Origin of the sequence: Amycolatopsis cynarae (assembly GCF_026802195.1) — a bacterium.
Classification (GTDB): Bacteria; Actinomycetota; Actinomycetes; order Mycobacteriales; family Pseudonocardiaceae; genus Amycolatopsis_E; species Amycolatopsis_E rhizosphaerae.
Window position 1 is genome coordinate 5,884,922 of record NZ_CP113836.1, and the last position, 20,483, is coordinate 5,905,404.

The 20,483-nt window shown below is 72.0% G+C and carries 23 protein-coding genes and 1 other RNA gene; 10 read left to right on the top strand and 14 right to left on the bottom strand.

The window, feature by feature from the left end; translation table 11 throughout:
• Window position 1: 1 nt before the first annotated feature.
• The 4 genes from ORV05_RS28230 to rnpB form a co-directional block, all read right to left on the bottom strand.
• Window positions 2-463, bottom strand: coding sequence for a hypothetical protein (locus ORV05_RS28230; protein ID WP_268755024.1), 462 nt, complete (start codon window positions 461-463; stop codon window positions 2-4).
• Window positions 464-479: 16 nt separating this feature from the next.
• Window positions 480-743 carry a hypothetical protein gene (locus tag ORV05_RS28235; RefSeq protein WP_268755025.1) on the bottom strand — a complete coding sequence of 88 codons (264 nt, stop codon included), beginning with the start codon at window positions 741-743 and terminating at the stop codon, window positions 480-482.
• A gap of 413 nt (window positions 744-1,156) precedes the next feature.
• A complete protein-coding gene (locus ORV05_RS28240; RefSeq protein WP_268755026.1) occupies window positions 1,157-2,035 on the bottom strand; it encodes an SCO6745 family protein in 879 nt (292 codons plus the stop codon).
• A gap of 43 nt (window positions 2,036-2,078) precedes the next feature.
• Window positions 2,079-2,469, bottom strand: an RNA gene (gene rnpB, locus ORV05_RS28245) — RNase P RNA component class A.
• Window positions 2,470-2,590: 121 nt separating this feature from the next.
• On the opposite strand from rnpB, the gene ORV05_RS28250 reads away from it, so the two are divergent.
• The gene (locus ORV05_RS28250) at window positions 2,591-3,799 is read left to right on the top strand and encodes an SLC13 family permease (protein ID WP_268759930.1); all 1,209 of its coding nucleotides are present in this window, start codon (window positions 2,591-2,593) and stop codon (window positions 3,797-3,799) included.
• A gap of 33 nt (window positions 3,800-3,832) precedes the next feature.
• On the opposite strand, the gene ORV05_RS28255 is transcribed toward ORV05_RS28250, so the two are convergent.
• From ORV05_RS28255 to ORV05_RS28265, 3 genes are read right to left on the bottom strand one after another with little or no spacing between them, the layout of a single operon-like run.
• Complete coding sequence (locus tag ORV05_RS28255; RefSeq protein WP_268759931.1) at window positions 3,833-4,957, bottom strand: bifunctional RNase H/acid phosphatase; 1,125 nt, start codon at window positions 4,955-4,957, stop codon at window positions 3,833-3,835.
• A gap of 2 nt (window positions 4,958-4,959) precedes the next feature.
• On the bottom strand, window positions 4,960-5,697 hold the full coding sequence (locus ORV05_RS28260) for a zinc ribbon domain-containing protein (protein ID WP_268755027.1): 738 nt from the start codon (window positions 5,695-5,697) through the stop codon (window positions 4,960-4,962).
• Window positions 5,694-6,539, bottom strand: coding sequence for a Nif3-like dinuclear metal center hexameric protein (locus tag ORV05_RS28265; RefSeq protein WP_268755028.1), 846 nt, complete (start codon window positions 6,537-6,539; stop codon window positions 5,694-5,696). The genes ORV05_RS28260 and ORV05_RS28265 overlap by 4 nt, the downstream gene beginning before the upstream one ends.
• A gap of 115 nt (window positions 6,540-6,654) precedes the next feature.
• Between ORV05_RS28265 and ORV05_RS28270 the strand changes: the two genes are divergently transcribed.
• From ORV05_RS28270 to ORV05_RS28280, 3 genes are read left to right on the top strand one after another with little or no spacing between them, the layout of a single operon-like run.
• Window positions 6,655-7,083 carry a low molecular weight protein-tyrosine-phosphatase gene (locus ORV05_RS28270; RefSeq protein WP_268759932.1) on the top strand — a complete coding sequence of 143 codons (429 nt, stop codon included), beginning with the start codon at window positions 6,655-6,657 and terminating at the stop codon, window positions 7,081-7,083.
• Between the two features lie 34 nt (window positions 7,084-7,117).
• On the top strand, window positions 7,118-7,978 hold the full coding sequence (locus ORV05_RS28275; RefSeq protein ID WP_268755029.1) for a fructosamine kinase family protein: 861 nt from the start codon (window positions 7,118-7,120) through the stop codon (window positions 7,976-7,978).
• A 24-nt stretch (window positions 7,979-8,002) separates the two neighbouring features.
• The gene (locus ORV05_RS28280) at window positions 8,003-8,875 is read left to right on the top strand and encodes an SURF1 family cytochrome oxidase biogenesis protein (RefSeq protein WP_268755030.1); all 873 of its coding nucleotides are present in this window, start codon (window positions 8,003-8,005) and stop codon (window positions 8,873-8,875) included.
• Window positions 8,876-9,043: 168 nt separating this feature from the next.
• Here ORV05_RS28280 and ORV05_RS28285 read toward each other — a convergent pair whose 3' ends face one another.
• Window positions 9,044-9,946 (bottom strand): cobalamin biosynthesis protein CobD/CbiB, encoded by a 903-nt coding sequence (locus ORV05_RS28285; RefSeq protein ID WP_268755031.1) that lies wholly within the window; start codon window positions 9,944-9,946, stop codon window positions 9,044-9,046.
• 120 nt (window positions 9,947-10,066) lie between these two features.
• Entirely contained in the window at window positions 10,067-10,735 is a 669-nt protein-coding gene (locus ORV05_RS28290) for a FadR/GntR family transcriptional regulator (protein ID WP_268759933.1), read from the bottom strand.
• 124 nt (window positions 10,736-10,859) lie between these two features.
• Here ORV05_RS28290 and ORV05_RS28295 point away from each other — a divergent pair, with 124 nt between their 5' ends.
• Together ORV05_RS28295 and ORV05_RS28300 are read left to right on the top strand one after the other, a co-directional pair.
• Window positions 10,860-11,357: a gluconokinase gene (locus ORV05_RS28295; protein ID WP_268755032.1), complete on the top strand. Its 498-nt coding sequence runs from the start codon at window positions 10,860-10,862 to the stop codon at window positions 11,355-11,357.
• Window positions 11,354-12,721 carry a GntT/GntP/DsdX family permease gene (locus ORV05_RS28300; RefSeq protein ID WP_268755034.1) on the top strand — a complete coding sequence of 456 codons (1,368 nt, stop codon included), beginning with the start codon at window positions 11,354-11,356 and terminating at the stop codon, window positions 12,719-12,721. Before ORV05_RS28295 ends, ORV05_RS28300 begins: the two co-directional genes overlap by 4 nt.
• On the opposite strand, the gene ORV05_RS28305 is transcribed toward ORV05_RS28300, so the two are convergent.
• From ORV05_RS28305 to ORV05_RS28320, 4 genes are all read right to left on the bottom strand, one after another.
• A complete protein-coding gene (locus tag ORV05_RS28305; protein WP_268755035.1) occupies window positions 12,704-12,892 on the bottom strand; it encodes a hypothetical protein in 189 nt (62 codons plus the stop codon). The genes ORV05_RS28300 and ORV05_RS28305 overlap by 18 nt on opposite strands.
• A 144-nt stretch (window positions 12,893-13,036) precedes the next feature.
• Window positions 13,037-14,044 carry an NAD(+) diphosphatase gene (gene nudC / locus ORV05_RS28310; protein WP_268755036.1) on the bottom strand — a complete coding sequence of 336 codons (1,008 nt, stop codon included), beginning with the start codon at window positions 14,042-14,044 and terminating at the stop codon, window positions 13,037-13,039.
• Window positions 14,041-15,426 carry a M16 family metallopeptidase gene (locus ORV05_RS28315; RefSeq protein WP_268755037.1) on the bottom strand — a complete coding sequence of 462 codons (1,386 nt, stop codon included), beginning with the start codon at window positions 15,424-15,426 and terminating at the stop codon, window positions 14,041-14,043. The genes nudC and ORV05_RS28315 overlap by 4 nt, the downstream gene beginning before the upstream one ends.
• Window positions 15,423-16,712, bottom strand: coding sequence for a M16 family metallopeptidase (locus tag ORV05_RS28320; RefSeq protein WP_144586885.1), 1,290 nt, complete (start codon window positions 16,710-16,712; stop codon window positions 15,423-15,425). Before ORV05_RS28320 ends, ORV05_RS28315 begins: the two co-directional genes overlap by 4 nt.
• A 225-nt stretch (window positions 16,713-16,937) precedes the next feature.
• Here ORV05_RS28320 and ORV05_RS28325 point away from each other — a divergent pair, with 225 nt between their 5' ends.
• On the top strand, window positions 16,938-17,972 hold the full coding sequence (locus ORV05_RS28325) for a neutral zinc metallopeptidase (protein ID WP_268755038.1): 1,035 nt from the start codon (window positions 16,938-16,940) through the stop codon (window positions 17,970-17,972).
• On the opposite strand, the gene ORV05_RS28330 is transcribed toward ORV05_RS28325, so the two are convergent.
• Complete coding sequence (locus tag ORV05_RS28330; RefSeq protein WP_268755039.1) at window positions 17,965-18,828, bottom strand: RDD family protein; 864 nt, start codon at window positions 18,826-18,828, stop codon at window positions 17,965-17,967. The genes ORV05_RS28325 and ORV05_RS28330 overlap by 8 nt on opposite strands.
• Before the next feature lie 38 nt (window positions 18,829-18,866).
• Here ORV05_RS28330 and ORV05_RS28335 point away from each other — a divergent pair, with 38 nt between their 5' ends.
• The 3 genes from ORV05_RS28335 to ORV05_RS28345 all read left to right on the top strand — a co-directional run bounded on the left by ORV05_RS28335 (window position 18,867) and on the right by ORV05_RS28345 (window position 20,474).
• Window positions 18,867-19,874: a stage II sporulation protein M gene (locus ORV05_RS28335; protein WP_268755040.1), complete on the top strand. Its 1,008-nt coding sequence runs from the start codon at window positions 18,867-18,869 to the stop codon at window positions 19,872-19,874.
• 68 nt (window positions 19,875-19,942) lie between these two features.
• Window positions 19,943-20,194: a hypothetical protein gene (locus ORV05_RS28340; protein ID WP_268755041.1), complete on the top strand. Its 252-nt coding sequence runs from the start codon at window positions 19,943-19,945 to the stop codon at window positions 20,192-20,194.
• 16 nt (window positions 20,195-20,210) lie between these two features.
• Window positions 20,211-20,474 carry a hypothetical protein gene (locus tag ORV05_RS28345; RefSeq protein ID WP_268755042.1) on the top strand — a complete coding sequence of 88 codons (264 nt, stop codon included), beginning with the start codon at window positions 20,211-20,213 and terminating at the stop codon, window positions 20,472-20,474.
• Window positions 20,475-20,483 lie beyond the last annotated feature (9 nt).

The window sequence follows — 20,483 nt, forward strand, 5'->3', positions numbered from 1 at the left end:
GTTACCTCCTCGCCGCAGCCGCAGCGCGACCCCGGCGTGCTCGTGACGTGTCTGGGCTCGGCTGGTAACGCACGGGTGCGGGCCGGCGTTTGTTTCGGGGCAACGGCCGCTCCGCCCGCACGCGGAGCTTGGTCGCGGTCACGGCGCCGCCGTCGCCGCGGGAACGTTCGCGGGGCGTGTGCAGCTCGCGCAACCACATCGTGAACACCGCGCCCAGCGGCCGCTCGTGACTGATCTTGCCGGTGATCAGCCGCGTGATCGCGATCGTCGCGACGAACGCCCACGCGGTCGAGAAGAATCCGAACGACACCCCGAGCTGCCGCTCGACGGTCAGCACGACGAGGAAGACCGCGATGCCCACACCCCACGCCACGTAGCGGGCGCGCCAGGGAAACGTGGCCTTCGGCGGGCCGAGCCAGACCGCGTCGACCCGGTAGACCTCGTCATCGGTTCGAATCCGCACGAGCTGTCCCGGTCCACTAAGTGGTGAACAGGTGGGCGATCCACTCGCCGACGTTGACGCCCAGTCCGCTGACGGCCAGGCCGATCACCGCCAGCGCGATCACGACGCCGGCGAGACGGCGCATCACGCCGGCGTTGTCGCCCTTGCCGCCGCCCAGCCAGAGCAGCAGCAACGCGACGGCCAGCAGTACCAGAGGGATGATGTTGTCGAGGATCCATTGCTGGACGGAATGGGTCTTGATCTCGCCCTGTGCCAGTTGCACAAGCGTCATCATGGTCATCGCGTACTCCCGGGTGCGAGGAGTGTGGTGGTCGGGTGGGTCCCGGGGCGGGCCCACGGGGCTGGAGGTTGTCCGGTCTGGTCTAGATCATCATGGCGTCACGAGCGGTGACGGTCAAAGCGCTCTCCGTCGAAGGTAAACCATTCACACCAGGCACAGTACGGCCACTCTCCCTGAAGTCGTCGCCCTCCATCATCGTTGCAAGGCCGCCCAGGGTTAACCCCGTCCACCCGTATTTCGTAGTGGGCGGACGAACTCACCCGCTCGCGGGCCCGGGTGCTCACTCTCGGTGGGCACCCGTGGCCAACGCGGACAAGTGTGGCATGACCCGTTCGGCGGCGGACGTTCCACCCGATGATGATCACCCGGGGGGAAAGCGCCTCCCGCGAAACCGCTTTCCCGACCTCGGCCCGCTACTGGCCGGACGACTTCCCCGCCGCGAACAGGCCGCCGGGGAAGGCCCCCGCCGCGGACACCTTCCTGGCCAGGTCGCGACCGATGTCGTGCAGGCGGGCCGCCTTGTCCGCACCGAGGTACACCCACGGCGCCACGGCCGCGGCATTGGTCTGATCCTCGATCCGTTCCCGCAGCCCCCGGCCCTGTTCGGTGAGCGCACCCGTCTCGTCGAGCACGCCGGCGGCGCGCAACCGGTCCGCCGCGGCGTCCCACTGCTCGTCCGACCAGCCGCGCAGGCCCTTGGCCACCTCGACCAGAAGGCCCTTCCCGGTCGCGGTATGGGTGATCAGGGCGGAGAGCCCATCGAGCCCGTTGACGATCAGGGCGGCGATATGCCCGTCGCCGCGGTACTCGCGCAGGAGAGTGATCGCGTGCCACAGCACCAGGTGCGGTTCCTCGGGCCACTCCAGATCGGCGTGCCCCGCGTACAGGGGCCGCCCGTCCGGGCGGCAGGCGGTGGTGGCCTCGCGGGCGAGTTCGGCGGCCTCGGCCACCGCGGGCGCGGCGACCTCCTCGCCGAGCAGCCGGCGCAACGCCGCGTCGGCGGCCTCGAGACGGGCGGCCAGGATCCGTTCGGGGGTGGCCAGCGTCCAGGCGCGGGGGATGAGCCGGGCGACCAGTTCGGGATTGAAGTTGTAGAACGTGGCGGACACCACACCCGCGCCCACCGCGCCCATCGGTGCGGACCGGCTGGCGAAGTAGCCCATGCGGCCCGGCCGGAGCCCGGCGGCAGTGAAGCGCTCCTCCGCCTCGGGGGCGAAGTAGACCAGTGAGTGGATCGGGTCGAGGACTCGGTGACACCGGAAGGCGAGGGCGCAGGCTTCGTCGCTAGGCACGCACAGAAGCTATCGCGCGCGGGCACGCGGGGAAAGATGTCGGCGGACGAGTTGGCGTGTAAGCCGGATTCTGTACCGCGCCACCTCTCGGCGTCGCGGCGGCGACCATCCATCTAGGCCTGCCGTCGCCGGCAGGCTCGAGCAGCCTACCCGCAGGCATCGGGCGGGCCGCCCTCGATCGCCTGCGCAGACACCCTGGGGTGTCCTCTTGGCCTTGCTCCGGGTGGGGTTTACCGAGCCATCCCGGTCACCCGGGATGCTGGTGGTCTCTTACACCACCGTTTCACCCTTACCCCGGCCGGAAGCCGGGGCGGTCTGTTTTCTGTGGCACTGTCCCGCGGGTCGCCCCGGGTTGCCGTTGGCAACCACCCTGCCCTGTGGAGTCCGGACTTTCCTCGAAGGCTGTGCACCCTCGCGGCCGCCCGGCCAACTCGTCCGCACCTCCAGATTAGCCGCCCTGCTCCACCCGGCCGCCGCCGGAGTCTCCGCCGGTAGCGTGAGGGCGTGGCGGCGGCGGGAAGTCTGGGGCTGCTCCTCGCCGTGCTCGCCTTCGCGATGCTGCGGCCCCGGGGCCTGCCGGAAGCGGTGCTCGCGGTCCCGGCGGCCTGCGTCGCGCTGCTCGCGGGCTGGGTGCCGCTTGCCGCGGCGGAACACCAGATCGTCACGATCGGGCCCACCCTGGGTTTCCTGTCCGCGATCCTGCTGGTGGCCTACCTCGCCGATCTCGACGGCGTGTTCACCTGGCTGGGCGCGCGCCTCGCCGCGGCCTGCCGGGGCCGCCCGCGGCGCCTGCTGGTCCTGACCTTCGCCGTGGCCTCGGGCACCACGGCCGTGCTCAGCCTCGACGCGACCGTGGTGCTGCTCACTCCGGTCGTGCTGGCCACCACCCGCCGGCTGGAACTGCCACCGCGGCCCCACGTCTACGCCTGCGCCCACCTGGCCAACTCGGCCTCGACGCTGCTGCCGGTGTCGAACCTGACGAACCTGCTGGCGTTTTCCGCCACCGGACTGAGTTTCACCGGGTTCACCGCGCTGATGGCGCTGCCCTGGCTGGTCGCGATCGGCCTCGAACTCGCCGTGTTCGTCCGGTTCTTCGGCGCGGAACTGGCGCCCCCCGCCACCGCGCGCCCCGCGGCGGCACCCCCGCGGATCCCGCCCGTCCCGCTGTTCGCGCTGGTGGTCCTGGGCCTGGCACTGGCCGGTTTCGGGGTGGCCCCGCTGTTCGGCCTCGAACCGGTGTGGGTGGCCGCGGCGGCCGCCGCGGTGCTCGCCGCGCGGGCACTCGCCCGGCGCCGCGTGCGGGTGACCGTACTGGTGGCCGAGGCGAACCTGCTGCTGTGCCTGTTCGTCTTCGGGCTCGCGATCGTGGTGGAAGCGATTTCGCGCCACCTGCTCGGCGCCCCGCTGCGGGCGCTGCTGCCCGAGGGCACCGGCCTGGCCCAGTTGCTGCTGACCGCGGTGCTCGCCGCCGTGCTGGCCAATCTGGTCAACAACCTGCCCGCGACCCTGCTGCTGCTGTCGGTACTGGGCCCGCACCCGGCGGCGGGCACCGTGCTCGCCGTGCTACTGGGCGTGAACCTCGGCCCGAACGCGACCTACCTCGGCTCGCTGGCGACCCTGCTGTGGCGGCGCGTGCTGGCCGGGGTCGGCGCCACCCCGCGCTGGCGCGAGTTCCACCGTCTCGGGCTCTACACGGTGCCGCTGACCCTGGTCGCCTCGGTGGTCGCACTCTGGGCGAGCCTCCGGGTACTCCCCGCGCCGTGAGGGAAGTGCCCGGAGCCATTGGCCCGCGGCAGGCTAGGCCAGGTGGCAGACGTCGTTGGCGAGACGGACGGAGGCGTTGCCGTCCGGGTAGAACTCGACGATCGACAGCGAGGCCAGGTCCAGGTGGAGCCGGAACAGCACGGAGGGACCGGCATCCAGGGCCAGCCGCAGCAGCGACTTGATCGGCGTCACGTGGCTGACCACGACGATGGTGCGGCCCGCGTAGGTCTCGACCAGCTCGTCGCGCAGGCGCGCCACCCGCTGCTCGACCCGCGCGAAGCTCTCCCCGCCCGGCGCGGCCACGGTGACGTCGGAGATCCACCGCGCATGCAGTTCGGGATCACGCTGCGAGGCCTCGGCGAAGGTCAGCCCCTCCCATTCGCCGAAATCGGTCTCCACCAGCAGCGGGTGGGTCTGGACGCGGCCGCCGACGGCGTCGGCGACGGCCTGGGCCGTCTGCTTCGCCCGGCTCAGCGGCGAGGACAGGATCGGGGCGGGTTCCCCGTCGACCATCACGCCCGCCATCCCCGCCAGGCGCTTGGCGACGGCCGCCGCCTGCTGACGGCCGAGCTCGGTGAGCAGCACGTCCCGGCGGCCCGAATAACGCCGGTCGACCGACAGTTCGGTCTGGCCGTGGCGGACCAGCAGCATCCGGGTCGGCCTGCCCTTGGCCCCGGTCCACTTGGCGGGCGAACTGGTGCGCGGGGCGGGCGAAGGCGGCGTCACCGGCGGTGCGGCGGCGGGCCTGGCCACCGCCTTGCCCGCCTGGGTGTCCATGGCCTCGTTCGCGAGCCGGTCCGCGTGCGAGTTCCGGGCACGCGGAATCCACTCGTAGCGGACCCGGTCGAACCGCGAGGCCAGGTTCCGGGCCTTGAGGGCGAGAGGCTGCAGGGCGGCGTGCTTGATCTTCCACCGGCCGGACATCTGCTCGACCACGAGCTTGGAGTCCATCCGGACGTCCACCGTGGTCGCGCCGAGTTCGGCGGCCGCGGTCAGCCCCGCGATCAGCGCGGTGTACTCGGCCACGTTGTTCGTCGTGACGCCGAGCCCTTCCTGGCGTTCGGCGAGGATCTCGCCGGTCGCGGCGTCCTTGACCACGGCGCCGTAGCCCGCCGGTCCCGGGTTGCCGCGCGAACCGCCGTCGGCTTCGACGACCACGTTCACAGGCCGGACTCCAGGGTGCGCACCAGGATCGCGCCGCAGTTCTCGCACTGGATGACCTCGTCCGGCGCCGCGGACTTGATCTCCGAGATCGCGGCGCGGTCCAGGTCGAGCTGGCAGGCCCCGCAGCGGCGGGACTTGAGGAGGGCCGCGCCGATGGTCTTGTGCGCCCGCACCCGCTCGTACAGGTTCAGGAGGTTTTCGGGGAAGCGGGGCAGCAGCTTCGCCCGGTCCTCGTCACGGCGGGCCTGGACGGTGTCGAGGTCCTTGACGGTCTCGTCGCGGCGGTGCTGCGCGTCGGCGAGCGCCTGCTGGGCCTGGTCCACCTCGGCCCCGGTGCGCTGCGCGTCCATCTCCAGCGCCTCGCGGCGCTCCATCAGTTCGAGCAGGTCGTCCTCGAGTGCGGCCTGCCGCCGCGCCAGGGTCTCCAGCTCGTGCTGGACGTCGGTCATCTGCTTGGCCGACACCGAGCCGGACTCGAGCAGCTTGCGGTCGCGATCCTCGCGGGCGCGCACGGACTCGATCTCCTTCTCCTGCCGCGCGACCTCGCGGTCGAGGTCGGAGACGGAGGTCTGGGTCGCGACGAGCGCATCGCGGCGGTTGCGGAGGGTCTTCTCCGCCTGCTCGATCTCGGCGAGCTCGGGCAGGGTGCGGCGGCGGTGCTCTACCCGGGACAGCTCGGCGTCCACCTTGGCGAGCTCGAGCAGGCGGCGCTGAACGGACGGGTCTGCCTTCACTGGATGTGCTCCCTCGGAACGGGGTCGGGTTGCGCACCGCCTCCGGCCCGGACGAGCCACGGATCGGTGCGGCGGGTGGACACGTGAATGTCGACGGTACCCGCAACGGCGTGTGACAGGACCGCCGAGGCTTGCGCGCACCAGGGCCATTCGCTGGCCCAGTGCGTGACCCCGACCAGCGCGGGCCCGCCCGCCTCCAGATGCTCACCGGCCGGGTGGTGGCGCAGGTCCGCGGTCAGGAAGGCGTCTACCCCGGCCTCGGCAGCCTTGGCCAGGTAGCCGTCGCCCGCCCCGCCCGACACCGCGACCGTCCTGATCGGACGGTCCGGGTCGCCGGCGCCGAGCACCCCCGGCTCGGTCCTGGGCAGGGCGGCCGCGACGCGCTCGACGAAGGTCGAAAAGGGCTCGGGTTCGGGCAGTTCCCCGATCCGCCCGATCCCGGTCACCCCGTCCGGGTTGGGGTCGAGTGGCCGTAGCGAGCGCAGGCCGAGGGCGGTGGCGAGCGCGTCCGAGACGCCAGGGCTGGCCGCGTCGGCGTTGGTGTGGGCGCAGTACAGGGCGATACCGGCGCGGATCAGCCGGTGCACCAGCCGTCCCTTGGGGGTGGTCACCGGCACGCCGTGCACCCCGCGGAGCAGCAGCGGATGGTGCGCCACGATCAGCTGCGCACCGCGCTCGATCGCCTCGTCCACGGTGGCGGTGACCGGGTCGACGCACACCAGCACCCGGTCCACCCGCTCGGCCGGGTCGCCGCAGACCAGGCCGACCGCGTCCCAGCTTTCGGCGAGTCCGGGCGGGTAGGCGGCCTCCAGTGCGGCGATGTATTCGGCGAGCGCGGGCATACCCGGATCTTCGCACCCGAGCCCGCCGGTACCGGGGTTGGGCACACTGGGCGGCGTGACCGAACTCCGTCTGCATCTCTGCTTCGTCTGTTCCGGCAACATCTGCCGCTCCCCGATGGCGGCGCTGGTGTTCACCGAGCACCTGCGCCGGGAACGCCTGGACGGTCTCGTCCGGGTGACCAGCGCGGGCACCGGCCCGTGGCATGTCGGTGAGCCCGCCGATCCGAGGGCCCGCCAGACCCTCCTCGGCCACGGCTACCCCGTCGCGCACGTCGCCTCGCAGGTCGACGCCGGTCATCTGGAAGCCGACCTGCTGCTCGCCGCCGACGCCGGTCATCTGCGCACCCTGCGGCAGAAGGTGGCCGATCCGGCACGGGTGCGCCTGCTGCGCGAGTTCGACCCCACCGCCGCGCCCGGCGCCGAGGTCCCGGACCCCTATTACGGCGGTGACGAGGGTTTCGACGAGGTCATCGCGATGATCGAGCGAACGGTACCCGGCCTGCTCGATTGGGTGCGGCAGGAGCTGGGCACACTGCAGGGGTGATCAGCGACTTCCGTTCCGCCCGCCGGGACCGGCGGTGAACGCCCGCGAGGCGGTCGAGGCCCTGCTCGGTGGCCGGGTGACCGGGGTACGCCGCGGCGGCGGGTCGATCTGCCTGGTCACGCTGCACGGCGGCGAGGTGGTGGTCGCCAAGCGCGGCGTGGGCAAGGGCGCGACCGAGGCCGAAGCCGCCGGTCTGCGCTGGCTCGGCGAGTACGGGGACGTGCCGGTGCCCGCCGTGCTCGGGCAGGACGACGAGTGGCTCGTGCTGCAGTACGTCCCGCCTGCCTCCCCCGCTCCGGCGGCCGCCGAGGCGTTCGGCCGCGGCCTGGCCCGGCTGCACCTGCGCGGCGCCGAGGCGTTCGGCAGTCCGCCGCCCGGCGGGCCGGTGGACGCGTGGATGGGCGTGGCGCCCATGCGCAACGAACCGCACCCGGACTGGCCCGCCTTCTTCGCGCAGGAGCGGATCGAGCCGTACGTCCGCCTCTGCGTGGACCAGCGGCTGTTGACCGCGGACGAGGTCAAGGTGTTCGACACCGTGTGTGAGCGCCTGCCCGCGCTCGCCGGGCCCGCCGAGCCACCCGCCCGGGTGCACGGTGACGCCTGGAGCGGGAACGTGCACTGGTCGCACGACGGGGTGTGGCTGATCGACCCGGCGGCGCACGGCGGGCACCGGGAGAGCGATCTGGCGATGCTGCTGCTGTTCCGTACCTCGCTGGTCGATCACATCCTCGGCGCGTATGCGGAATCGGCCACAGATGCCGGCGCCCCGCTCGAGGACGGCTGGCGGGATCGCATCCCGCTGCACCAGCTGTTTCCGCTGCTCATGCACGCGGCGGTGTTCGGCGGCGGCTACGCGCGGCAGGCGCTGTCGGCGGCCCGGGCCGCTCTCCGCTGAACGCACGGGGCTACCGTGGAAGCCGTGCGGTGGAAGTTCTTGTTGCGGCCGAGCTGGCTGGCGACGGTGGCCGGTGTGCTGTTGTTCGCCTTCGCCTGCTTCTGGCTGCTTTCCCCCTGGCAGTTCAGCCGCAACAGTGAGCGCGAGACGCAGAACAACGCCATCGAGGCCTCGCTCACTGCACAGCCGAAGCCGGTGAACAGCGTGCTGGCCCCCGGCGCCGAACCCGACGCGCACACCGAGTGGAGCCGCGTCACCATCGCCGGGAGCTACCTGCCCGAACACGAAGTGGTGGCCCGGCTGCGGACCGTGCAGGGGGAGGCCGCGTTCGAGGTCCTCACCCCGTTCCGGGCGGAGGACGGGCAGATCCTGCTGATCGATCGCGGGTACGTCCGGCCGGGTGACAAGGGCGCGGTGTCGCCGTACGCCGCGCCGCCCGCGGGCCCCGTGCAGGTCATCGCCCGGATCCGGGCGGACGAAAACGACCCCAAGGGCCGCGACGCCTTCGCCGACCCGGCCACCGGGAAACTGCAGAGCTACGACGTGGATTCCCGCGTGGTGGCCCGCTCCAGCGGCCTGCCCATCCGGCCCGGCTACTTCCAGCTCGACCAGGACCAGCCGGGCGTGCTCACCGCGCTGCCGCTGCCCCAGCTCGACTCCGGGCCGTTCTTCTCGTACGCGCTGCAGTGGATCGCGTTCGGGGTGATGGCGCTGGGCGCGCTGGCCTACTTCACGATGCGGGAACTCAAGCCGGGCGGGGTGCTGGCCGAGATGGGTGACCGCGCGAAGGCGAAGAAGGCGCGCCGCCGCAGGTCCGTCGCCGAGATGCTCGCCGAAGACGACGACGACGAAAACACCCCCGCCGGTTCCCCCCGCAACCACACCGCCTCGCACTGAGCTGCGCCTAAAGGGTCCCTTCACGGTCGCTACTCGGCCGGTGGCCGGTGTCGGGTGCCCTGAAGGTGGCCTTCAGGGTCATAAACGCCCTCAAGGCCACCTTCAGGGCACGCCCCTGACACGAACAGCACCCAGACCGAACGTGGCCCCGCTTGCCGGGGGATCCGGTCAGCGGCGGCGCAGGCCGGTCAGCACGGCGAGGACGGCGGCACCGGCCGCGGCGAGCCAGCCCACCACGCGGGACAGTTCCACCGCGCGGGTGACGTGCCCGGCGTCCGGATTGCGCCCGTCGCCGAGTACGGGCAGATCGGCCACCCCGTGCCGGTACACGGTCCGCCCGCCCAGCCGGATCTCCAGTGCCCCCGCGAAGGCGGCCTCCGCCCGGCCCGCGTTCGGGCCGGGATGCGCCGGGCTGTCCCGGCGCCAGGCCCGCCAGGCTCCCTTCGCGGAACCGCCGACCACCGGGGCCGCCGCCACGGTGAGCGCGGCCGCGAGGCGGGTGGGAACGAGGTGGATCAGTTCGTCGAGCCGCGCCACCAGCCAGGCGAGCGGGCCCCGCTGCCCGGCGGCCGGGCGCAGGAGCGAAGGCACGCGGGCGGCGAGCAGGCCCGGCATACCCGCCAGTGCGCCCCAGACCAGCGGGGCGACCATGTCGTCCGCGGTGCGCTGGGCGACGGTCTCGACCGAAGCGCGCGACAGCCCGATGACGTCGAGCTTGCCGGTCCGGCGCGGGTCGAGTCCGCCGAGCGTCTCGCGGGCCTCGTCGAGCCGGCCTTCTTCGAGGTCCCTGGCGAGCGACGCGCCGTTCGCGGCGAGCCCGGCGCCACCGAGGACCGCCCAGGTCGCGGTGGCGGTGCCCAGAGCCTGAAGCACCGGGCCGCGGCGCCCGGCCCGCTCGGCCAGCACCCCGGCGACGACCAGACCTGCCGCCAGACCGGTCACACCCGGACCGGCCCCGCTCCGCCGTGCCGAAGCGGCGAGGCGCGCCACCGGCCGTCCCCGGCCGGGAGAACCGATCACTCCATCGGCGGCTGCCCCCAGCAGCAGCCCGACGGCCCGCGCCGCAGTCACTTTCGTCCCCCCAGATAAGCCCAGTGAGCAAAGCTCGACGATCTGCCGGGGAAGGTTAGAGGTCGAGTGGATCGGGGCCCGAGGGTGGGGCCGGTTTCCCCGGCCTTCCCGGTCTTTCCCTCAGCCGAACTGCCGGGCCACCTCGTCGCGGGCCTGTTCCATGATCGCCCGCATGGCCCGCTCGGCCCGGTCGGCCTCGCCGCCGTCGATGGCCTCGGCGACCTCGATGTGGAGCGCGACGGCTTCGGGCTGGGGTTCGGGCGGCATCAGGCCGTGTTCGGTGCGGCCGGTGAGCACCTCGGCGACGATCCCGGACAACTGGCGGAACATCGGGTTGCCGGAGGCCTGGAGCACCACGGTGTGGAAGTCGATGTCGTGGCCGAGGAAGGTGGTCAGGTCGCGGGCCTTCGCGGTGGTCCGCAGCCTGCTGCCGAGAGCGCGCAGGCGGCCCCGCTCCTCGGGGGTGGCACGCAGGGCGGCGAACCGGGCGGCGCTGGGCTCGATCGCCCAGCGCAGCTCCATCAGCATGCGCAGGGCGCGCTCGCGGTTGCCGCTGTCGAGTTGCCAGCGGATCAGGCGCGGGTCGTAGTGGTTCCACTCCTCGGGAGCACGGACGGTGACGCCGACGCGGCGCTTGCTGGTGGTCAGGCACATGACCTCGAGCGCGCGGACCACTTCGCGGGCGACGGTCCTGGAGGCGCCGTAGTCCTGTTGCAGCTGTTCGAGGCGCAGGACGGTGCCCGGCGCGATCGTCCCGGACGCGATCGCGGTGCCGAGCTCGTCGAGCATCCGTCCGTGCAGGTTTCCTGACACAGTGTGAAGTTATACCCCTGCCACGATTAAGTACTATCTTTCTCGCTCAAAAGTAGTACTTTCATGCCACGAGCTCGAGACAGCGAAGTCGGAGGAACAGATGACCGTCGTCGTCGTGATGGGAGTCGCCGGTTCCGGCAAGACCACCATCGGCCAGGCCCTCGCGGCCGGGCTGGGTGTGGAATACGCCGAAGCCGACTCCTTCCACCCGCCGGCGAACATCGCGAAGATGTCTTCCGGTCACCCGCTGACCGACGAGGACCGGTGGCCCTGGCTGCGTGCCATCGCCGCCTGGATCGCCGAGCACCAGGAAACCGGCGGGGTCGTCTCCTCCTCCGCACTGAAACGGAAGTACCGGGACGTGCTGCGCGGCGGCGGGGACGTGTGGTTCCTCCACCTCGACGGCCCGAGGGACCTGCTCGCCGAACGCATGAGGAACCGGACCGGCCACTTCATGCCGCCGTCGCTGCTGGACTCCCAGCTCGCCGATCTCGAGCCGCTGCAACCCGACGAGCGCGGTGCCGTCGCCGACATCGCCGACCCGCCCGAGTACATCGTGCGCGCCGCGCTGAACACGCTGGCAAAGGAGCCGAAGTGAGCACCCTCGCCGCCGCCTGGACCGGGCACGATTCCCGGTTGATCGGTGCGACCCTGATCGCGATCGCGGTGATCGTGATCCTGATCAGCAAGGTCAGACTGCACGCCTTCCTGGCGCTGATCCTCGGTTCCGGTGTCCTGGGCCTACTGGCCGGGATGCCGGTGGACAAGCTGCTGAAGAGCTTCACCAGCGGCGTCGGCTCCACCGTCGCCTCGGTGGGCGTGCTGATCGCGCTCGGCGCGATGCTGGGCAAGCTGCTCGCCGACTCCGGCGGTGCGGAACAGATCGTCGACACGATCCTGTCGCGCACCGGGAAGCGCGCGCTGCCCTGGTCGATGGCACTGGTGGCCGCGCTGATCGGGCTGCCGATGTTCTTCGAGATCGGCCTGGTACTGCTGATCCCGATCGTGCTGCTGGTCGTCAAGCGCACCGGGAAACCGCTGATGCTGATCGGGATCCCCGCACTGGCCGGGCTTTCCGTGCTGCACGGCCTGGTGCCACCGCACCCCGGCCCGCTGGCCGCGGCCGGTGCGCTGGGCGCCAACGTCGGCATCGTGCTCGCGTTCGGCCTGCTCGTCGCGATCCCGACGGTGATCGTCGCCGGCCCCCTGTTCGGCAGGCTGGCCGCCCGCTGGCTGCCGGACGTGGCGGCGCCGGAAAGGCTGGTTCCCGAGCAGAGCGAGCAGGCCGGGGCACGGCGCCCGAGCTTCGCGGCCACGCTGGCCACGGTGCTGCTGCCGGTCGTGCTGATGCTCGCCAAGGCGATCGCCGACATCACCTCGGGCAGCGCGAACCAGACCCGGCGGCTGCTCGACTTCATCGGCGACCCGCTGGTGGCGCTGCTGCTGGCCGTTCTGGTGGGGATGGTGACGCTCGGCCGGGCCGCCGGTTTCGACCGGACGAGGCTGGCGTCCACGGCGAACGCCTCACTCGGCCCGATCGCCGGGATCCTGCTCATCGTCGGGGCGGGTGGCGGTTTCAAGCAGACCCTGGTCGACGCCGGCGTGGGCAACGTGATCACCCAGCTCGCCACCGGCGCCGCCATCCCCGCGCTGCTGCTGGGCTGGCTGGTCGCGGTGGCGATCCGGCTGGCCACCGGCTCCGCGACGGTCGCCACGGTGTCGGCGGCGGGAATCGTGGCCCCGCTCGCCGCGACGCTGGATCCCACGCACGACGCCCTGCTGGTGCTGGCGATCGGCGCGGGCTCCCTGTTCTTCTCGCACGTCAACGACGCGGGGTTCTGGCTGGTCAAGGAATACTTCGGCCTGTCGGTGGGGCAGACCATCAAGAGCTGGTCGCTGATGGAGACGGTGATCTCCGTGGTCGCGATCGCGCTGATCCTGCCCCTAGGCGCGCTGTTGTAGCTCCGCCTCGAGGGTGGTACGCACCCTCAGCAGCAGATCGCGGCGCTCGCGCAGTTCCCGGCGGAAGCCGGGGTTGTCGGTCGCCGCGATCTCGGCGGACAGGTCGCCGAGGTGCACGACGAGCAGTTCGCGCAGCGCCCGCGCCTCGTTCTCACTCAGCTGAAGGTTCATCTCGTCTCCCCGCGAAGTGTCGGTAAGTCCACCTTCGCGGGGAAACCGGCCCGCTTCGACGGCCTTAGGTCCCCCATACCAGGGTCCTTGTGCCGTCCGTCCCCCGAGCAGCGAAATCCTCGGGGGACCCTGGCGGCGCGGACCTCAGACGCCGGATTCGGCGTAGGCCCAGGCTTCCAGCATGACGTGGGCGATAGAGGCGTTGCCCGGCAGGACCATGGTGGACGCGCCGTCCGCGATCGGCACCGGCTCGCCGCCGCTTTCGAACGCGGCCCGCACTTCGCCGCGGGACACCCACAGCGCCTCTTCGATCTCACCCTCGGCCGGGCGCAGCGGAAGCGACGCGTCGGCACGGGCGGCGAAACCCAGCATGATCGAGCGCGGGAACGGCCACGGCTGGCTGCCGAGATAGCGCACATCCCACACCTCGGCGCCCGCCTCCTCGCGGATCTCCCGCGTCACGCAGTTCTCCAGCGACTCCCCCGCCTCGACGAACCCGGCCAGCACGGAGTACCGGCCCTTGGGCCAGATCGGCTGCCGCGCCAGCAGCACCCTCTCACCGTTGACACCGGCGTCGTCGTGCACGAGGCAGATGATCGCCGGGTCGGTGCGGGGGTACTCCTCACGCCCGCACTGCTCGCAGCGGGTGGCCCAGCCGAACTGGATCCGCGCGGTGCGGCCGCCGCAGCGGGCGCAGAACCGCGCCTGGCGGTGCCAGTGACGCAGCGCCTGCGCCGTGGTGAACAGGCCGGCGGAGGTGTCGTCGAGCCGATCGCCGTGGGACCGCAGGTCCACCCACAGCTCGTCGCCGATCTTCGGGATCTCCTCGGTGAATCCCCAGCTGCCCTTCAGCCGCACCAGTTCGGGTTCGCCCTCGGGAGCGCCGGGCAGGGACCAGTAGTCCACCCCCTGCCATTCACCGAGGAACACCGCGTCCTCGGGCGGAGCGTCACCGAAGGAGAGGGCCTTGCGGGTGGCCACGGAGACCTCCCCGGCGCGCACCGGGGTCCGGGACCGGTCGTCGAGCAGCACGACCTGCGCCTGGGGCCAGCGACTCAGCAACCGGTCGGGGTTGGTGCGCAAGGTTTCCTGACGGTCCACAGTGGACCGCGAAAGGGTGGGCAGTGCGCCCAGCCGGAACGGAGCGGTCATGACGCGGCCGGCTCTCCCACCGTGAAGCCGCCCAGCGCGGACAGCTGCGGCGCGAGGCTTTCGGCATCGCCGACGACCACACCGGTGAACCGCGCCGGGGCGAAGAAGTCGAGCGCGGCCTGCGCGACCTCTTCCACCGTCACGGCGGCGAGCCGTTCCGGATGGGTGGCGAGCCACTCCACGCCGAGGCCGTTCGACGCGAGCGCGGCGAGCTGGGTGGCCAGGCCCGTCTGCGACGCGGTGGAGGTGAGCAGGGAGCCCACCGCGAACTGGCGCACCGAGGCGACCTCGTGGGCCGTCGGCGGGACCACCGCGAGCCTGCCCAGTTCGTACCGGGTCTCCAGGACCGCGGCGGCGGTCACGTCGTTGGCCGTGTCGGCGTCCACACCGACGGTCGCGCTCGGCCCGGTGAACTCGAAACCGGAATGCGCGCTGTAGGTGTAGCCCTTGTCCTCACGGATGTTTTCCACCAGCCGCGAGGAGAAGTACCCACCAAAGGACAGGTTCGCCAGCTGCAGTGCGGGGTAGCGCGGGTCGGTCCTGGGCACCGCCTGGGCGGAGAACCGGATCTGCGACTGCACCGCGCCCGCGCGCGGCACCAGCAGCATGTCCCCGCCGGACAGCTTCGGCAGCGCGGGCATGATCCGGGCGGCCGACGGCGAGGACCAGTCCCGCACCGCGGCCTCGACCTGGCCCACCACCTGCTCGGGGTCGAAGTCGCCGACCAGGACCAGCACCGAACCGCGGGGCAGCACGGCGGCCGAGTGCAGGGCCCGCACCGCCTCCGGGCTCACCTGGGCCACGTCCTCGGCCTGCGGCATCTCGCGGGTGACCGGGTGGTCGCCGTAGCAGTGCCTGAGCAGGGCCTCACGGGCGATGACCCGGGGCTGGGTGCGGGACACCGCGAGCCGCTCCACCAGCCGGTCGGACTCCCTCGCCACCTCATCGTCCGCATAGGACGCCGAGGTGAGCGCGTCGGCCAGCACGTCCAGCAGCGTCGGCAGGCGGGCGGCCAGCGCGTTGCCGTTGACGGACAGCCGTTGCGGGTCCACCGAGGCGTTGAGATCCCCGCCGATCAGCGCCAGCTCCGTGTCGATCCCGACGCGATCGCGGTGGGCGGTGCCGGTGAGCAGGGTCTCGGCGAGGACCTCCGCGGTGGCCGAGTGCAGCGGCTCGGTGCCGCCGAACGGAACGCGCAGCCGGATCTCCACCAGCGGCACGGTCGGCTTGCGCACCGCGAGCACGCGCAGCCCGTTGCCGAGAGTCGTGTCCACATGCGACAGATCGGCGGCCGCGCGCTGCGCGCCCAGCTCCGGCACCGGGCGCGGGCCCCGCTCGGTGCGGCCGATCTCCGCGGCGTCACGGTGGGTCGTCGAGGTCACTTGCCTGCCTCCATGCTGTTGGGCTCCACCAGCAGAACCGCGCGCGAATCGGGCCGCAGCGCCTTGGCCGCCGAGGCCACGTCCTCGGCGGTGACGGCGGCCATCCGGTCGGCGAGCCGGTAGATCAGGGACGGATCGCCGTAGAGCAGTTCGAACGCGCCGAGTCCGAGGGTCCGCGAGACCAGGCGGTCGTGGTCGGCGTGCAGGCCGGAGCTCCAGCGGGCGGTGACCTTCGCCAGCTCCCCCGCCTCCGGCGGGGTCGCGGCCAGCTTTTCGAGTTCCTCGTCGACCGCGGCGAGCACCCGCTCCGGGGACACCTCGGGCGAGTGGATCGCGGTGATCGAGAAGGTGTCCGGGTCACGCGCTTCGAACGGGCCGAACAGGCCTGCCCCCGCGCCGATGTCGGTCACCAGGGGTTCCCGGTGCACCAGCCGCTGCTCCAGGCGGGAACCGTCACCTTCGGTGAGCACCCCGGCGAGCACCAGGTAGGCCAGGTACGCGTCGAGCTCGTGGATCGGGTCGGGCATGCGGTAGCCGATGGCGAGCGCGGGCAGCGGGGCGTGCGGATCGGTGTGGCTGCCCCGCACCTCGCCGACGGGTGGCGGCTCGGCGAAGGAGCGGCGCGGCGGCGCCGGCCGGTACGGCACGTCACCGAAGTGCTTCTCGACGAGTTCGCGGGCCGCGTCCGGTTCGAAATCGCCCGCGATGGTCAGCACCGCGTTGGCCGGGGAGTAATAGGTGTCGAAGAAGGCCGCGCAGTCGTCGAGGCTCGCCTGCTCGAGGTCGGTGAAGTCGCCGTACCCGTTGTGCGCGTTGGGGAAGCTCTGGTACAGCACCGGCGGCAGCAGGATCCACGGAAACCCGCCGTAGGGCCGGTTGAGCACGTTGAGGCGGATCTCCTCCTTGACCACGTCGATCTGGTTGGCGAGGTTCTCCTGCGTCAGCTTCGGGGCGCGCATCCGGTCCGCTTCGAGGAACAGGGCGCGCTCGAGCGCCGCCGAGGGCAGCACCTCGTAGTAGTCGGTGTAATCCGGATGGGTGGAACCGTTGAAGGTGCCCCCGCTGGACTGCACGAGCTTGAAGTGCGCGAGCTTCTCCAGGCTTTCGCTGCCCTGGAACATCAGGTGTTCGAAGAGGTGGGCGAAACCCGTGCGCCCCTCCGGCTCGGAGCGGAAGCCCACGTCGTAGTGCACGGAGACCCCGACGACGGGCGCGGTCGCGTCCTGCGCGAGCACCACACGTAAGCCGTTGTCCAGGGTGAAGCGGAGATTTTCGGGTGCGGCCATGACGCCACCTTACGGCCAACCGCGGGTGTCCGGTCGGCGGCGCGACGGACGGCGGCCGCGGCGCGGCGAGGTGGGAATCGGCGGGCGGTATCGAGCGGTACGGAGAAGGGAATCCGGCGGAAATCACCCGGAAGGGCGAGCGGGGCCGTATGCTTCGTATGCTTCGTCCGCGCGCCGATTCGATCATCCACCGGCGTGCCCGAGCCCTGGGGGAGCAAGCCGGCGATGTCCCAGCCACCGTACGGTCCCTGGCCGTCCCACTGGCAGCCCTACCCGCCGCCGCCACCGCCCCCACCGGTGCGGAGATCCCATACCGGCCTGATCGTCGCCGCCTGCCTCGCCGGTGTGGTGCTGCTCGGGTTGAGCATCGTCGTCATCGCGGTGAAGGGCGGGCGCGACCGGCAGCCCTCCGCCTCCGCCGCGACCATGACGACCACGACCGCGTCGAGCACGACGAGCAGGCCGAGCCCGAGCAGCACGAGCCGGACCAGTTCGTCCAGCCGCACCACCACCAGCACCCCGACCTCGGAATCCGGGCCGCACAAGATCCTCACGCTGGCCGACCACCCGCTGCTGGCCGATCAGAACGCGGGCCTGCGCAATGCCCCGTGCAGCGTGCCGGGCTGGCCGAGCAGCCCCTCCGCCGCCCAGACCTTCTTCACCGCGGCGGCGCAGTGCCTCAACGCGCGCTGGGGCGAACTGCTCAACGCGATGGACCTGCCGTTCCACCCGCCGCAACTCGAGTTCCCCAGCGGGGACAGCTTCACCAGTCCCTGCGGCACCATCGAGGTGAGCATCGCGATCGCCGCGTTCTACTGCAAGGACCACCTCTACGTGCCCTGGCGCGGCCTGCAGACCGACCTCTACGGCAACAAGCCCGGCGTCTACCTCGCGCTGTTCGCCCATGAGTACGGGCACCACGTCCAGGATCTCGTCGGTCTGATGGACGCCGCCTGGTCGGTGATCTACCAGAAGGGCGAGGACAGCCCGGCCGGGCTGGAAATGTCACGCCGCAAGGAACTGCAGGCGCAGTGCTTCTCGGGGCTGTTCCTCGGTTCGACCGCGAACCGGGGCGGGTCGGTCACCCAGAGCGTGTTCGACACCGCCTGGAACGACCAGGAAACCCGGGGCGACGACACCTCCGGCAGCCACGACCACGGCACCAACGCGCACTACGCCGCCTGGTGGCGCAAGGGGGCGCAGAGCGACCGGCTCGCGCAGTGCAACACCTTCGCCGCGGCGTCCTCCGACGTCAGTTAGGCGGGGCGAACGGGCCGTCCGCCGTGCTCCTCGAGTCGGGCACCGGGTGCGGCACGAAGTGCGGATGGGGTTGCGGATGGGCCGGAGCCTGGCCCCAGACGGTGCCCTGCCACTGCGTTGCCGCCCGGTTCCGCCGCTCGGCCAGCACCGCCATCAGGTAGGCCCACGGCGGTGCCCCGGGCGGCGAAGGCGCGCCGATGCGCGCCGCGACCTCCTGCACCAGCCGGTGGCCCAGCGCGTCCCGCGCCTCCGGGCGCATCTCGCCGTACCGCGCCACGTACTGCCGCGCCGCGAGCGCGAGATCATCGGTGAATCCCGACAGCTCCAATCCGGCGGCCCACGTGATCAGCGCCGGGGGCATCACGACCGAGGGCGCGAGCGCCTCTGGCGCACGGTCCTGGATCACGACCGTGCCCGCCAGGTAGTCGCCGACCCGCTTGGACTTCGCCGAGAACAGCGACACCGTCACGGCCACGACGCTCCACAAGCCGACCGGGCCGAAGTCGACGATCGCCCCGGCCAGGCCGCGCGCCAGCGCGTGGCGGAAGCGCAGGGGGCCGCCGTCGTCCCGCACGGCCCTCAGCCCGAGGGCCAGCTTGCCCGGCGTGCGGCCCTGGTTCAGCGACTCGAACAGCACCGGGTAGCCGACCCGCACCAGCACCAGCAGGCTCAGCAGGATCGCCGCGGTCAGCGCCGCGTCGAGGTCGGCCACCGCGAGCGCGACCGCGCAGACGCCCAGCATCCCGGCCTGGATCGCGAGGTCGATCGCGAAGGCGAGACCGCGGCTGGCTAGACGGGCGAGCCGCAGGTCGAGCACGACCGCGTCTCCGGTCACCAGATCGGGTTGGACACTCACCCGCCAACTGTAGTCTGGGCCGGACGCGGAGGAGCCCTGTGGACGTTGATCTTTTCGTCGCGACGCATCGCGCCGAATGGGACCGGTTGGCCGAACTGGTCCGGCGCGGCCGCACCCTGCGAGGCCCGGAGGCCGACGAGCTGATCACGCTGTACCAGCGGTGCGCCACCCACCTGTCGATGGTGCGCTCGGCCGCACCCGACCCCGCCCTGCTGTCCCGGTTGTCGTCGCTGGTCGCCCAGGCCCGTGCGGCCGTCACCGGCACGCCGACCGCCGCCTGGCGCGAAGCGGGCCTGTTCTTCTCCCAGCGGTTCCCGGCCGCCGTGTACCGGAACCGGTACTGGTGGCTCGGCACCGCGCTCGCGACCGTGCTGGTGAGCACCCTGCTCGGCGCCTGGGTGGCCACGGACGCGAGAGTGCGGAGTTCGATCGCCGCGCCCGACCAGATCCGCGAGCTGACCGCGCCCGGCGGGGCTTTCGAGTCCTACTACTCGAGCAATCCGGCCGGTTCCTTCGCCGCCCAGGTCTGGACCAACAACGCCTGGGTCGCCGCGACCTGCCTCTTCTTCGGCGTGCTGCTCGGCCTGCCGGTGTTCGTCGCGCTGTGGGCCAACGCCGCGAACGTGGGGGTCTCCGCCGGCCTGATGGCCGCGGCCGGCCGCCTCGACGTGTTCTTCGGCCTGATCACCCCGCACGGACTGCTGGAGCTGACCGCGGTGTTCGTCGCCGCGGGCACCGGGCTGCGCCTGGGCTGGACCGTGCTCAGCCCGGGGCCGCGCACCCGCGCCGTCGCGCTGGCCCAGGAGGGCCGCACGGTGGCCGCGATGGCGCTCGGCCTGGCCTGCGTCCTGCTCGTGTCCGGCGTGATCGAGGCGTTCGTGACCCCGTCCCCGCTGCCCACCTGGGCGCGGATCGGCGTCGGTGTGCTCGCCGAAGCGGCCTTTCTGACCTACGTCTTCGTGCTCGGCGGGCGGGCCGCACGGGCCGGGGTGACCGGCGACCTCGACCCCCGGCAGGGCGGCGACGTCCGGCCCCAGGCGGCCTGAATCGGCTCGCGACACGCCCCCGCCGCGTCTTCGGGCGGTGGCATTCGGTGACGTCCTATAGTGGCGCGATGGGTAAGCGACTGGCATTGACGTTGTCCGACGACACGCACGGCCAGGTCAAGGCCCTGGCGGCGGAAGCGGGCCTGTCCGTGCGCGCGTGGCTCGTCGCGGCGGTCGAACGCGAAGCGTTCCGGCAGCTGTGCGCGAAGGCGGACGAGTGGTGGCACGAACACCCCGGAGAGGTCCAGGCGGCGACGGAGGGTTACCACCGTCGCCAGGAATGGCGCACCGAGATCCAACGTGCTTCCTCGGCCGCGTAGGGGTCAGCTCTGGGCCGTGGCGGGCCAGGCCCGGCGCCAGGTGCTGATCTACAGCGGTGACATGTTCAACGACCTCACCGGCGTGCCCTACGTGATCACCATGGAGGTGGTCGACACTCCGGACCCGCTGACCGTGACCACGATCAAGGGAAGGCACATCTCCTACACCCGCCTCGACCACACGCCGAAGGCCTCGCTGGTCGACTGCCTCGGCGAGGTCACCACCGGTGAGATCCAGACCCTGAACACCCGCCTGTTCATGGTTCTCACCACGTCCTGACCCGCGGCC